This is a genomic window from Streptomyces sp. NBC_01481, assembly GCF_026339995.1.
GTDB lineage: Bacteria > Actinomycetota > Actinomycetes > Streptomycetales > Streptomycetaceae > Streptomyces.
In genome coordinates this window covers 1,104,073-1,117,873 of record NZ_JAPEPT010000001.1, presented here as the reverse complement: position 1 = coordinate 1,117,873, position 13,801 = coordinate 1,104,073, and the positions used below count along the sequence as shown (strand labels likewise).

General features: G+C 72.4%; 7 protein-coding genes. All 7 read left to right on the top strand.

Annotated elements, in window-relative coordinates; genetic code table 11:
• Positions 1-2 precede the first annotated feature (2 nt).
• Genes OOK40_RS05220 through OOK40_RS05190 form a run of 7 tightly spaced genes read left to right on the top strand, consistent with a single transcriptional unit; the run spans position 3 to position 13,663 of the window.
• Positions 3-1,346: a 3-deoxy-7-phosphoheptulonate synthase class II gene (locus OOK40_RS05220; protein ID WP_266478881.1), complete on the top strand. Its 1,344-nt coding sequence runs from the start codon at positions 3-5 to the stop codon at positions 1,344-1,346.
• 23 nt (positions 1,347-1,369) lie between these two features.
• Positions 1,370-2,101 carry a 4'-phosphopantetheinyl transferase superfamily protein gene (locus OOK40_RS05215; protein WP_266476888.1) on the top strand — a complete coding sequence of 244 codons (732 nt, stop codon included), beginning with the start codon at positions 1,370-1,372 and terminating at the stop codon, positions 2,099-2,101.
• A gap of 49 nt (positions 2,102-2,150) precedes the next feature.
• Positions 2,151-3,443, top strand: coding sequence for an acyltransferase domain-containing protein (locus tag OOK40_RS05210; protein WP_266476886.1), 1,293 nt, complete (start codon positions 2,151-2,153; stop codon positions 3,441-3,443).
• Positions 3,444-3,472: 29 nt separating this feature from the next.
• On the top strand, positions 3,473-7,168 hold the full coding sequence (locus tag OOK40_RS05205) for an SDR family oxidoreductase (RefSeq protein ID WP_266476884.1): 3,696 nt from the start codon (positions 3,473-3,475) through the stop codon (positions 7,166-7,168).
• Positions 7,165-9,894, top strand: coding sequence for a KR domain-containing protein (locus OOK40_RS05200; protein ID WP_266476882.1), 2,730 nt, complete (start codon positions 7,165-7,167; stop codon positions 9,892-9,894). The genes OOK40_RS05205 and OOK40_RS05200 overlap by 4 nt, the downstream gene beginning before the upstream one ends.
• The gene (locus OOK40_RS05195) at positions 9,891-11,273 is read left to right on the top strand and encodes a cytochrome P450 (protein ID WP_266476880.1); all 1,383 of its coding nucleotides are present in this window, start codon (positions 9,891-9,893) and stop codon (positions 11,271-11,273) included. Before OOK40_RS05200 ends, OOK40_RS05195 begins: the two co-directional genes overlap by 4 nt.
• Positions 11,270-13,663, top strand: a complete 2,394-nt coding sequence (locus tag OOK40_RS05190; protein WP_266476878.1) for an SDR family NAD(P)-dependent oxidoreductase — start codon at positions 11,270-11,272, stop codon at positions 13,661-13,663. The genes OOK40_RS05195 and OOK40_RS05190 overlap by 4 nt, the downstream gene beginning before the upstream one ends.
• Positions 13,664-13,801 lie beyond the last annotated feature (138 nt).

Sequence of the window (13,801 nt, the reverse complement as noted above, 5' to 3'; positions counted from 1 at the left end):
CCATGGTCGACGTCCCTTCCGTACGCGCCGGGCAGACCTGGCGTTCGCTGCCGGCCAAGCAGCAGCCCCAGTGGCCGGACCCCGCCGCGCTCGACGCCGCGGTCGACACCCTCACCGGCAGCCTTCCCCTGGTCGTTCCGCGCGAGTGCGACCTCCTCAAGAAGCGGCTCGCCGCCGTCGCCCAGGGCGAGGCCTTCCTCGTCCAGGGCGGCGACTGCGCCGAATCCCTCGACGCGGTCAACGCCACGTCGATCAGCCGCAGCGCGAGCACCCTGCAGCAACTGGCCACGGTCTTCGGATACATGATGTCCCTGCCGGTGGTCACGGTGGGGCGCATGGCCGGGCAGTACGCCAAGCCTCGCTCGGCGACGACCGAGACGCGCAACGGCATCGAACTGCCCGCGTACCGGGGCGACGCCGTGAACGGGTTCGCCTTCACCACCGCGGCCCGTACCCCCGACCCCCATCGCATGGTGCGCGTCTACAACGCGTCCGCCGCAACCCTCAATCTGGTGCGAGCCTTCGGCACGGGCGAGTCGGCCAGTGCCGCCCAGGCCCTGGAGAACATCAAGAAGTTCGCCGTGGACTCGCCGGACCGGGCCCGCCACGAAAGCCTCATCGCCGAGATCGAGGAGGCCGGAGGCTTCACCGGAACCGATGGCTGGCACACGCCCGGCGAGCTGTTCATGTCGCACGAAGGACTGCTCCTCGACTACGAAGCGGCGCTGACCCGGACCGACTCCGACACCGGCAGGCCGTACGCCACCTCCGGGCATCTGCTCTGGATCGGTGAGCGCACCCGGCAGCTCGACGGCGCGCACGTGGAGTACTTCTCCGGCATCAGCAACCCGATCGCCGTCAAGGTCGGAGCGACCGTCGACCAGGACGAACTGCTGCGTCTGATCGACCGGCTCGACCCGAGGCGCGAGCCGGGCAGGCTCACCCTCGTCGCCAGAATGGGCGCCGGAAAGGTACGCGCCGTACTGCCCGGCCTGGTCGAGCGGGTCACGGCTGAGGGTCTGCCCGTCGCGTGGGTGTCCGATCCCATGCACGGCAACACGATCAGCGCGCCGTGCGGGCGCAAGACCCGCAGGTTCGACGACATCCTCGACGAACTGTCCGGGTTCTTCGAGGTGGTCGGCTCACTCGGCGCGTACCCCGGCGGCGTACATCTGGAGCTGACCGGTGACGATGTGGCCGAGTGCGTCGGCGGCGGTGCGGGGCTCGGATTCGACGACCTGCCCGCGGGCTACCGCTCGGTCTGCGACCCCCGGCTGAACCGGGAGCAGTCGCTCGACCTCGCGTTCCGGCTCGCCGACCTCGTCCGTGCCCGGACGTTCGGGTGACGGGTAGCGCCAATGTCAGCACCGTGGCGGAGCAGGTGGCCGCCACGGGGCTGACGCATGTCTGGCTGCTGCCCGAGCATGCCGTGGACTCCTTCGCCGCGGATCTCGGCGGCACCCGGCTCCTCACCGAGGACGAACGGGCCCGCATGGACCGGCTGTTGACGGCCCCGCTGCGACGGCGTTTCCTCGCCCGGCGGCTGCTGTGCCGGTACGCGCTCAGCGACGGCACCGGCCGCCCGCTCGACCACTGGCGCTTCCGGGCAGGCCCGCACGGGCGGCCCGAGGCCGAACCGGACGACGACGGCATACGGTTCAGCCTCTCCCACACCGAGGGGCTCATCGTCTGCGCCGTCACACAGGGACGGGTCTGCGGAGCCGATGTGGAGCGGCTGCCCGCCACCTGTGAAACCACCGACTATGTGAGCCGCTACTTCGCCGCCGACGAGCGCGCGGAGCTGGCCGCCCTCACCCCCGCCGGGCGGATCGCCCGCGGCAGCGAGCTGTGGGTGCTCAAAGAGGCGTACCTCAAGGCTCTCGGCACCGGTCTGCACCGGAGTCTCGACGGATTCTCCTTCGCCGCGCAGCCGGCGGGCAGAGCGGGACGCATCACCGTCAACGACCCCGAGCGGCGCGAGAGACCCGGCGACGGCTGGTCGTTCGAGCTGCTCCATCCCGGCCCCGAGCACATCCTCGCCATCGCCGTCGAGGGAACGCACTCCGGTGCGCTGCAACGGACCGACTTATCCGGCACATAGCGCGCTGGCAGCGCAGAGATTGGACCTTCCCATGAACCGAGAACTGCACATGAGTGTTGCCCTCTTCCCCGGGCAGGGCGCCTACCGGCCGGGGACCCTCGCGGGACTCTGGGAGCGCGGCGACGACACCGTACGCGACACCTACGAAGAGGTCGACGCGGTCGCCAAGGAAAAGCTCGGCCGCAATGTGTCCTCGACCGTCTTCCGGCCCTCGCCGCCGAGCCCGGCCACCCTGCTGGCGTCCGCCCCGGACACCCTGCAGCTGGCCGTCTTCACCACCTCCGTGGCCACCCACCGCCTGCTCACCGAGCGGGGCGCGCAGGCCTCGGTCCACCTCGGACACAGCCTGGGCGAGCTTGCCGCCCTGACCTGCGCGGGCGCGTACGACCTGGCGGACGCGGCGGCCGTGCTCTGCGAGCGGATCTCCGTACTGCGCGAGCACGACACCAGCGGCGGCGCGATGCTCGCGCTCGGCTGCGGGCGTGAGCGGGCCGAGCGCGTGGTGGCGCTGATCGACCACCCCGACCTGGTCCTCGCCGTCGACAACAGCGCCGGCCAGGCCGTCGTCTCCGGCCCCGCGGACGCCATCGCCACGGCCGCGGGGATCGCCGCGCAGCTCGGCATCACGTCCACTCAGCTGCGCTCCCCGCACCCCTTCCACAACCCGCTGCTCGCCGAGGCACGGCGTCAGCTCGCCGCCCGTATCGCACCGCTGCGGACCCGGCCGCTCACCGTTCCGGTGTACTCGCCGATCCTGGGCCGCTTCTACCGCGACGGGGACGACCTCGCCGAGCTGCTGGCCCTGCACCTGGTGACGCCCGTCGACTTCCGTACGTCGGTGGCCGCACTGCATGCCGCCGGCGCGCGGGAGTTCGTGGAGATCGGCGCGGGGCGGGTGCTGACCGCGCTGGTCACGGAGGCGCTGCCGGGGGTGCACGCGGTGGCGCCGCTGGCGGGCCGCGACGACGAGGCGGGACTGGCGCAGGCGGCGGAGGCGCTGCGGGACCCGCTGGGCGGGGACGCGGTTCCTGCGGCGGCGGTTCAGGCCGCGGTTCCTGTCGCGGCTCCGGCGCAGATCGCTCCGGTTCACGTGGACCGGGATGAACTTACCGCCCAGGTACGGGCGTTGTACGCCGAGGCCATGGAGTACCCCGACGAGGTCTTCACCGACGACGTGCTCCTTGAGGCGGACCTCGGGATCGACTCGGTCAAGCAGACCGAGCTGCTGAGCAGGCTCGGCGACCGCTTCGGGCTCGGCGTCCCGCCGGCCGGGCTGCGGGTGGCCGACTACGACACCTTCGGCAAGGTCGTCGACTTCGTCGCCGCCGGGATCGCCCCGTGAGCCCGCACCACCCCACGGCAGGTGGGGACTTGGAGTTCTCCGGACGGATCGCACTGGTCACCGGCGGCGCGGGAAGCGTCGGCCGGGTGATCGTCGAGCGGCTCGCCGAGCGCGGCGCCACGGTCCTGCTCAACTGCTTCCACTCGTACGACTCCGCCAAGGAGCAGGCCCGCGGCCTGGTCGAACGCGGCCTGGACGTCCGGGTGGTGCGCGCTTCGGTGGCCCGCCCGGCCCAGGTCGAGCGGATGTTCGCGGAGATCGGCGTGGAGCACGGCCGCCTCGACATTCTGGTCAACAACGCGGCGGCGGGGTCGTTCGTCCCCTTCGACGAGATCACCGAGGAACTCCTCGACCGGACCTACGCCACGAACGTCAAGGGCCCCCTGTGGTGCTCCCGCTACGCCCGCCCCTTGCTCGCCGCGGCGCGGGGGCGCGGTGGCTCGGTGGTCAACGTCTCCTCGCTGGGCGCGGTCACCACACCGGCGAACTATCTGCCGGTCGGGGTGTCGAAGGCGGCCCTGGAGGCACTGACCCGCTATCTGGCGGCGGAACTCGCCGAGGACCTGATCCGGGTGAACGCCGCGTCGTGCGGCCTGATCGACAACCCGGTCGGCCAGATGTTCCCGGACTTCGCGGGCGTGAGCGCGAACACGGTCGCGGCGACACCGCTGTCGCGCCTGGGCCGCCCGGAGGACCTGGCGGAGGTCGTACTGTTCCTGGCCTCGGAACGCTCGGGCTGGGTCACGGGCCAGACGGTCCTGGCGGACGGCGGCCTGACACTGCTCCGGTCGGCGATGTCGCCACCGCGGGAGGTGGCGGCTGCCCTCGACGGCGTTGAGCCCCGGGCGGGGCTGGCGGCCCAGGCCGGACCTGGCGCCCCGGCCGACCTGGTGGCCGAGCCGTCGCCGGACGCGGCGGTACAACCCCCGGCCGGGAACGCGGCCAAGGCCCGACCGGACGTCGCGGCCGGGACCCGCCTGGGCCACGAGGCCCAGACCCCAACCGGCGCCTCGGCGGACGCAGGGGCACAGGCCCCGGCCGGTGCCCGGCCAGACACTGCGGCCGTCCTCGTGGGCGGGACCCGGCCCGGCGTTGCGGCCGAAGCCCGGGCCGACGCCGCGGCCGAGCCTCGGATCGAAACCCGGGCCGACCTCGTGGCCCAGGCCCCGACCGAGCCCCTGCCGGGCGAAGTGACAAAGCCCCAGGCCGGGTTCGTGGCCAAGACCCGGCCGGGTGTCGCGGCCGGGACCGGCCTGGGCCACGAGGCCCAGACCCCGACCGGCGCCTCGCCGGGCGCGGTGGCACAGCCCCCGGCCGGTGCCCGGCCGGGCACTGCGGCCGACCTCCTGGGCGGGACCCGGTACGGCGCCGCGGCAGACAGTCCGGTCGGGACCCGGACCGGCCGTGCGGCCGAGACCCCGGGCGAGGGACCGATCACGACCCGGGCCGACCTCGTGGGGGGCGCCTCTGGCGGGGCCTGGGCCGAGGCCGTGGCGGATGCCGTCGTCGAGACCGAGGCCGCGTCGGCCGATGACGCGGATGCCGTCGTCGAGACCGAGGCCCCGCCCGCCGCTGTGCCCGAGGACGATCCCATCGCCGTCGTCGGCATGGGCATGGCCGTCCCCGGTGCCTCGTCCCCCGAGGAGTTCTGGCGGCTTCTCATCGACGGGGCCGAGCTCTTCGTCGACGCTCCCGCCGACCGCTGGGACATCGCACGCTTCCACGCCACCGACCGCGGCGCCCCCGACAAGACGTACCAGCGCCGCTCCGGCTTCATCACGGACTTCCGCCCGCACGAGAAGCTGCGCGCGGAGGGCCTGGCCGAGGCCGGTCTCGATCAGACCGCGCTCTGGCTGCGGCACAGCCTCCACCAGGCGCTCGACGGCGTACGACGAAACGCGCGGGACCGGTTCTCCTTCTGTGTCGGCTACACCCCCGACGGCAGCCAGCACTTGGAGGAGGCCTTCGTCCTGCGCTCCTCGCTGGACACCCTCGCCGAGGACGGCGACGACGCCGTCGACGGACCGATCGGCGACGCGCTGCGGCGCCGGTTCAGCCGCGGCGACGACCCGTCGGCCTCGTATCTCCCCCACCGCATCGGCCAGGACGCGATGGCGGGCATCCTGCCGCCCGCCACCCGGGTGCACATGGTGGACACCGCCTGCTCCTCCTCGCTCTACGCGATGGATCTCGGGGTGCGCGATCTGCTCTCCGGGCGCAGCGACATCGCCGTGTGCGGCGGCTCGTTCGCGCTGGCGCCCAGCGGCTCGATCCTGTTCGCCAAGCTCAACGGACTTTCCGCGGGCGGTGCCGTACGCGCCCTGGACGCCGGAGCGGACGGTGCGCTGTTCTCCGACGGTGCGGGGCTCGTCGTGCTCAAGCGGCTCTCGCGCGCCCGCTCCGACGGCGACCAGGTGCTCGGCCTCGTCTCGGCGATCGGGCTGTCGGCCGACGGCCGCGGCAAGGCGATCTACGCTCCCGCCCGCGCCGGTCAGGAGCTCGCCATCGAGCGGGCCTTCGACCGCAGCGGGCTCGGCCCGGACGACGTGGACTGGATCGTCGCGCATGCCACCGGCACCCCGGCGGGCGACGAGGCGGAGTTCACGAGCCTCGCCCAGCGGTACGCCGGTGCCCGCAAGACCCTGGTGACCTCCAACAAGTCGCTGGTGGGGCACTGCGGTTGGGCCGCCGGCGTGGTCTCGGTCATCCACACCCTGCTCGCCCTGCGGCACGGAACGATCCCGGCGCAGTACCGCTTCGAGCGGCTGCCGGACGCTCTGGCCGGCGAGGCGGACGGGCTCACGGTGCCGGAGCAGCCGGTGTCCTGGCCCGCCAGTGCGGCGCGTCCCCGACGCGCCGCGGTCTCCGGCTTCGGTTTCGGCGGCACGAACGCCCACATGATCATCTCCGAGGAGCACCGGGGAAGCCGGTCCGGCCATCCCGCCGCGCTGCCCGCCCCGGTCGGCGAGGATCTGGTGCTGGTCGGCTGGTCCTCGCGCCAGCCCGGGGGCCCCGACGCGGACGCGGTCGCGGCATGGGCGGCCGGTACGGGCGAGGCCCCCGAGCCCTCGTTCGGGACGACCTATCCGGTGCCGCCGTTCCAGCAGTTGCGTATGCCGCCACCCACCGCGCGCGCCACGGACCGTACGCAGCTGATGATGGTGCGCTGCATGCAGGAACTGGACGAGGCCGTACGCCAGTTGTGCCTGGACCACCACAAGACCACCGGTGTCGTGGTCGGGCACACCGGCGCCACGCGTAATGCCCTCCTCTACAAGACCCGTGCCTATCTCGACGAGATCGGCCATGCGGTGGCCGGTGCGGACGAGCGGGCCACGACTGCGAAGTTCCTCCAGCGGCTCGAAGAGCGGGCCACCGGCCTGATCGCCGCGCCGACCGAGGACTCGTTCCCGGGCGAGATGCCCAATGTCATCGCCGCCAGGCTGTCGAACTACTTCGACCTCCGCGGCCTCAACATCACGGTCGACGCGGGCGAGGCCTCGCTCCTCGAGGCGTTCGACGTGGCGGGTTCCTACCTCGACTTCAGGGAGATCGATGTCGCCCTGGTGGCCGGGGTCAACGGAACGGCGCTGCCCGGCTGGAACGACACGGCGGGACGGAACGCCACCGAAGGCGCCTTCCTGTTCGTCGTGACCCGCAGGTCGCTCGCCGAAGAGGCCGGTCTGCCCGTGCTGGCCGTCATGGAAAGGAGCGTGGGAGTGTGAGTGCCCCGCGTCAGGGTTCCACCACCCTGCTGGGCGCCGAGGGCGCCCGTGAACTGATCGCGTTCCTCACGGCCCCCGCGCCGTCGCGGACCGCGGTGATCGAGCGCGCCGTACAGGAAGGCGGCCCGCTCCACCGGCTGCGGCTGCGCCACCCGGAGGCTGCTACGGCGGACGGGGCGCAGGAACCCGAGGCAACGGAAACCTTGGCGAAGCAACCCGCCGCCCCAGCCCGCCCCGCCGAGGCGCACCTCCTCGACCGGCACGTCCTTCGGCTGGCGCCCGCGCCCCGTCCGGCTCGTGCCGAGGGGCCGCCGCCGCTCTTCCCGCCCGGCACCGCCGTCCTGACCAACCTCAACGCCTCACAACTGCCCGGCGACAGCACGGTTCTCCAGGACGACGAGACGATCGAGGCCGACGTCCTTCGTGCCCGCCCGCGCCATGTGCGCGTGCTGGTCGACCTGTCCTCGCAGGACAAGGACACCGGTCCCTCGGAGCGGCTGCTGGGCCTGCACGACGCCCTCTTCCGTACCGCCAAGGCCTGCACCGAACTCCCCGAGCGACCAGAGTCGTTCGTCGTGCTCGTCCTCGGAGGCATCGACGCCGCGCGGGTGCCGCACCCGTGCAGCGGCCTGTTCACCGGCTTCGCGAAGAGCCTCGCGCTCGAATGGCCGGACTCGTCCGTCGTCGCCGTCGTCCACGAGGCCACCAGCCTCGCGTCCGCCGAGGCGGACACCGCGGCCGAGGCCGTGGCCGAACAGCTGCTGCCCGTCGTCTGCTTCGCGGGCGGCACCCGGCTGCTGTGGCAGGCGGCGCCCGAGCCTGGCGAGAGCAGGCCCGAGCGGTCCAGCACCGCGGAGTACACGATCGTCGCGGCCGGCGGCGGACGCGGCATCGGCGCCGAGCTCCTCATCGCGCTGGCCCGCCGCGAACGCCCCCGCCTCCATGTCATCGGCTCCACGCGCCTCGACACGGTGACCGACGCGGACGTCCTGCTGACCCGGAAGGACTTCATCCGCACCCGCACGACAGCGACCGGCGCCGGCCGACTCACCGTGCGGGAGGCGAACGCCGCCTTCGACCGGCTGTCCGCCGCCCGCGAGGTCAAGGCCAACCTGACGGCCCTGGAGGAGATCTGCGGTCCGGGCAGGGTCACGTACCACGCCTGCGACCTGCGGGATCGCGCCGCCGTTGACGCGGTCGTGGGACAGATCACCGACGCGCGGGGCGGCGGCCGCGTCGACCTGCTGCTCAATATCGCCGGGACCAACCGCGCCGCCTCGGTGGACCAGAAGAGCCTCGGCGACTTCCGTACGGTCCGCGACCTGAAGGTGCGTACGTACGCCAATCTCAAGGCGGCCTTCGGCAGCGGGCAGCCGCGCCGCTGGTGCAACTTCGGATCCTTCGTCGGCTTCACCGGACAGACCGGCGAGACCGACTACGGAGCGGCGAACGACTACTTCAACACCGCGGCCCTGTACAGCAGTTCACGCGGTGTCCGGGAGTTCACGATCGGCTGGACACTGTGGCGGGACGTCGGCCTCGGTGCCACACCGATCATGCGGACGTTCCTCGCGAAGAGCGCACAGTTCACCGCGATGCCCACGGCCGAGGGGATCGACCACTTCCTGCACGAGCTGGACCAGGCCGCGCACACGCCGGTCACCGTCCTGTTCGGAGACCCGGAACGAGCCGCCATCGAGGCGGCCGTCCCCGGCTATCTGGACTTCTGCCGTACAGCACCGACGCCTCCGGCACCGATCGCTCCCGCACCCGCCCTGCCGGACTTCTTCGTCGACGACATCGTCGACCGCGGCCCCGACCGGCTCACCGTCGTCCGCACCTTCAACCAGGACCGGGACGCCTACCTCCACGAGCATGTGGTCAACGGTTTCCCGACGCTGCCCGGCACCTTCGTGCCCGAACTCGCCGCGCAAGCCGCCATGCACCTCGTACCCGGCCGGGTCCCGGTCGTCTTCGAGGACATCCGGCTCGACTCCTTCCTGCGCGTCTACAAGGCGGGCCGCGACGAGACCAAACGCATCAAGGCCCACCTCGTCAACCATGGACCGCAGGAGTCGGTCGTCGACATCGAGGTGACCGGTGACGTGCTGGCCCCGAACGGGCGGCTGCTCGTGAAGGACCGCCGCCACTTCTCCGCCCGCGTACGGCTGCGCGACGAGCACGTCGCACCGCCACGCTGGGACCACTGGGACGACCAGGGTGCCGAGCGCATGGCCGACCCGTACCACGTGCCCAATCCGGCGGTGCTGCTCAGCGGTGTCTTCGTCTCCACGGCCGACACCCGCACGCATCCCAACGGCCGACGCGCCCGCTACGTACCCGACCGGCCCGGCATCGAGCGCTGGTTCTCCTCCCTCGTCGTCCCTTCGGTCCTCCTGGACGGCCTGGCCCGTGTCTCGGTCCTGGACCGCAGCGAGGGCGACTGGACCCCGCTGGCCGTGCCGCGCACGATCCGCCGTATCGATCTGTACGGCGGCCACACCGACGCCTCGCTCGCCGCGGCGGGCACCGGGGTCGAGCTCTACTCCCTGCCCTCCCGTCTCGATCTTGAGAGCGAGGAGGACAACCGGGCCCTCGCGGTCACCGCGGCCGGGGACGTCGTACTGCAGATCAAGGACATGACCGGCGTCGTACTCGGCCATGTGAACCAGTCCACCGGCGAGTACCGCGAGCGCCGGCGCCCCGCCGAGGAGGCAGCAGCATGACCGAGGAAAACGTGACCAAGGGCGTCTGCCCGGTGACCGGTGCCGGGCCCAGGCAGGTCGAGGGGCCGACGGGCTTCCCGATGTCCTCGCCGATCATCTCCACCGTGCGGTACGCCGCGGATCCGCCGGGCTTCTCGTTGCGGGCCCAGAAGGAACACGGCACCGTCGTCAAGATCCCGATCCTGCCCCACAATCCGACGGTCCAGCTCTCCTCGCCCGAGGCGATCCGGCGGGTCCTGCAGGGCAATGCCGACAACTACTCGCGCGGCGCCTACTACGAGGCGTTCGAGCTGTTCATGGGCCGGGGTCTGCTCACCCTGAACGACGGCGACTGGCGCGGACACCGCAAGGTCGTCAACCCCGCCTTCACTCCGAACGCGATCGCCGCGCGCGCGGCCGAGTCCGACGCGGCCGTCGCCGACCTGCTCGACCGCTGGGCCGAACACGCCAGGGCGGGCCGCTCGTTCGACCTGTTCACCGAGTCGATGAAGCTGACCTGCCGGGTAATGGGACATGCTCTGGTCGGCAAGGATCTGTCCCAGGACGGCGGCGAGTTCGCCGAGGCGGTGTCCGTCGCGCTGGAGGCGATCTTCAAGAACGTCGGTTCGGTGGACAAGGCGATCCCCTCGTTCATCCCGACCCCCTACCGCCGCAAGGTGGCGAGGGCACGGCGCACGCTGGAGCGCGTCGTCGCCGAAGCCGCCACGAACGTCGACCTCGGTGTGGGCGGCGAAGTGGCCACCCTCATCCGGGAGTCGGACCTGCCCGAGGACGCCCTGTGGGCCGACCTGGTGACCCTCTTCCTCGCCGGTGTCGAGACCACGGCGCTGTCCCTGTCCTGGACGCTGTACGAAGTGGCCCGCGACCCGGTGGCCCGTGATCGTCTGGAGGAGGAGACGGACCGCGTGCTGAGCGGCCGGATGCCCACGACGAAAGACCTGGCCGAACTCCCGTACGCAGGCATGGTCGTGGACGAAGGACTGCGGATGCACCCGCCGGTCTGGCAGTTCACGCGCGAGGCGATCGAGGACGACGTACTGGCCGACCACCACATTCCGGCGGGCACACCCCTGCTGGTGTCCGTGTACGGGGCCCACTACAACCCCGAACAGTGGGAGGACCCCGAGCGGTTCGACCCGGAGAGGTTCCGGCCGGGCAGCGCGCCCAGCCAGGACCGTTCGGCCTATCTGCCCTTCGGCGGCGGACGCCGCCAGTGCATCGGCAAGAAGATGGGGCTCGCGCTTCTCCAGCAGGCGGTCGCCGCGGCATCCGGCCGGTTCCGGCTCACGCTCGCGCGCGAGGACGCCCGCTCCGGCGCGTTCATCACGCTGTTCCCCAAGGGCGGCATCCATGTCACGGCCGAGGAGCGGCACCGATGACGACCACTGATCTGCCGGCCGCCGACGGGTGGCCGGCGATCCGCCCGCACCTGTCCTCCTTCGACCCTGACGCCTTCGTCCGGCCGGTCGACCGGTTCGTCTGGGAGCCCGTCCACGTCCCGCACACCGGGCCGCGCGAAGCCCGCCCGCTCGCCGGCCGCAGGATGCTGCTCGTCGGTGAGTCGGCGGATCTGGTCGGCGCCGTCGCCCGGGAGCTGGGCGAGCGCGGCGCGCTGGTCGTACGCTCCGATCCCGATACGCCGCTGAGCGCGGGCGGATGGGACGGCATCGTCGACCTCAACGTCATGGGCGAGAGATACGAACTGGGCGACACCACCTGGCGCTCGGCGCTCGCCCGCACCACCGAAGCGGTCCGCAGCGGCTATCAGCAGTGGGCCGCCGAGCCGCGCTTCGGCCGCCATGTCTATCTCGCCGTGACCCATCTCGGCGGGCACGCGGGGCACGGCGAGGGACAGGTGCCGCAGCCGCTGGGCGGCATCTGGGCCGGTCTCGCCAAGTGTCTGCCGCGCGAACTGCCCGCCGCCGGGATCGTCGTCGTGGACCTGGACCGTGCGGAGCCCGCGGCGATCGCCGACGCGGTGGAGCGTGAGTACGTACGCCCCGGCCACTTCGAGGTCGGCTACCGGGACGGCCGCCGCCATGTGCTGGTCGGGCGTCCCGCGCCTCTGGGACCGCCCGGTTCGCGGCCGCCGGGCCCCGACGACACCGTCCTGATCACCGGTGGCGCGCGGGGGGTCGGCTTCGCGGCAGCCCGCGCGTTCGCCGAGTCGTTCGGCTGCCGCGTCGTCGTCACGGGCCGGGGGATGCGTCCCGCGGCGAGCGAGGTGAGCTCCCTGGACGACGAGGAGTTCGCGGCCTGGCGCCGCAGGCGGCTCTCCGGTGCCCGTACCCCGCAGGACCTCGCCGCGGCCCGAGGCGAGATCCGCCGCGCGGACGAGGACCGCACCGTCCACCGCAACCTCGCGGGGGCAGCGGCGGACGGGCTGCGCATCGACTATCTGCGCTGCGACTGCACCGACATGGAGCAGGTCGAGCGAACCTTCGCCGCACTCGGTGACGGCCCGCAGTTCGTCGTCCACAACGCCGGGATCGACGATCCGGCCCGTTTCGACCGCAAATCCGCGGACGGTGTGGTGCGTACGGTCGACGTCAAGGTCACCGGCTTCGCGAACCTGGTCGCCGCGATCCTGGCCCGGCCCGAACGCCGCGATGCGCTGCGCCTGTTGAGCAATGTCGGATCGCTCGCGGGCCGCATGGGCGGGATGGTCGGCCAGATCGACTACGCGGCGGGCAACGAGGCCCTGGCCCGGCTCGGCTTCTGGGCGCGCGACAACCTCGGCCTGCCGGTGCAGACCCTGTGCTGGCCGACCTGGGAACGGCTCGGCGTGATCGCGAACTACTCCGCCGCCGTCCGCTACGTCTCCACGCTCGACCCGGTGGAGGGCGCACGCCGCTGGACCGAGGAACTCGCCTCCGGTCACACCGACGAGGCCGTGTTCCTGGGCAGGATCGGCGCGGTGCTCGCCCCAGGCCAGCTCCGCGGCTTCGGAATGCTCACCGGCCACCCCGATCTGCCCCGGCTCCACGCGCTGGACCATCATCTCGGTGAGGTCGAGGAGTACGAGATCTTCCGGTCGCTGCGGACCACCCTGCGCCTGAACGCCGGGCAGCATCCGTGCCTGTCGGACGTGCGCGTCGGCGCGACCCCCGCCGTCCCCGTCAGCGTCGTGCTGGAGCACGCGGTGGCCGCGGGCGACTGGGTGGTGCCGGAGGGCTGGCCCCTGCTGCATCTGCGCGAGTTGCGCGAGCTGAAGGTCCGGCTCGACGGGCTGCGGTCCGGCGGCGGCCGTCTCGATCTGCACCGCGAGGCGCGCGGCGGTTATGCCGAGGGAGAGTGGTGCGTCGATGTGACGATTCGCGACCGGGAAGGCGCGGACATCGCATCGGTGACGCTCGTCTACGGCGCCGAGCCCGCCGGGCGGACCGCGGTGCCGGACGAGGAGGAGGGCGGCAACTGGCCGACGGCGCAAGCGGGTTGGCTGAGCTGGGCCGGTGTGGTCTTCCCGGAAGGGGATGCAGGCCGGGGGCGTCGGCTCGACGTCACGCCCGTACTGCCCGCCGATCTGTGGACGGTCCCCTTCCCGCCCGACCCGACCGTCGCGCCCGCGGCCGTCGAGGCCATCGTCCGCGAGACGGACCGCCACACGGCACGGGAGGCGGCGGGGACGCTGACGATCCGCCGGCTGGTGCTCAGCCCGGGCGCGCAGCACGTCGAGCGCCTGTATGCGACGGACGGTCTGCGGCGATGGACGGGGACGCGCGAGGGAGTTGGCGTGCTTCTCGCTGAGGGGGTCGGCCTGACGGTGTGAGCCCAGACCCGGGGGCGGCGGACGGTACGCGGACCTGCGCGGCCCATGGCTGGCTCAAGCGGCCTTCTTACCCAGGAGAGAGTTCACCTACGCGGGAGTCACCCATGCGCGGGCGGGTAGATCCGCACGGATGGCCCC

What these genes read in the sequence shown, in the direction of transcription:
- OOK40_RS05220 (WP_266478881.1), top strand. Translation starts at nt 3, where the DNA reads ATGGTCGACGTCCCTTCCGTACGCGCCGGGCAGACCTGGCGTTCGCTG.
- OOK40_RS05210 (WP_266476886.1), top strand. Translation starts at nt 2,151, where the DNA reads ATGAGTGTTGCCCTCTTCCCCGGGCAGGGCGCCTACCGGCCGGGGACC.
- OOK40_RS05195 (WP_266476880.1), top strand. Translation starts at nt 9,891, where the DNA reads ATGACCGAGGAAAACGTGACCAAGGGCGTCTGCCCGGTGACCGGTGCC.
- OOK40_RS05190 (WP_266476878.1), top strand. Translation starts at nt 11,270, where the DNA reads ATGACGACCACTGATCTGCCGGCCGCCGACGGGTGGCCGGCGATCCGC.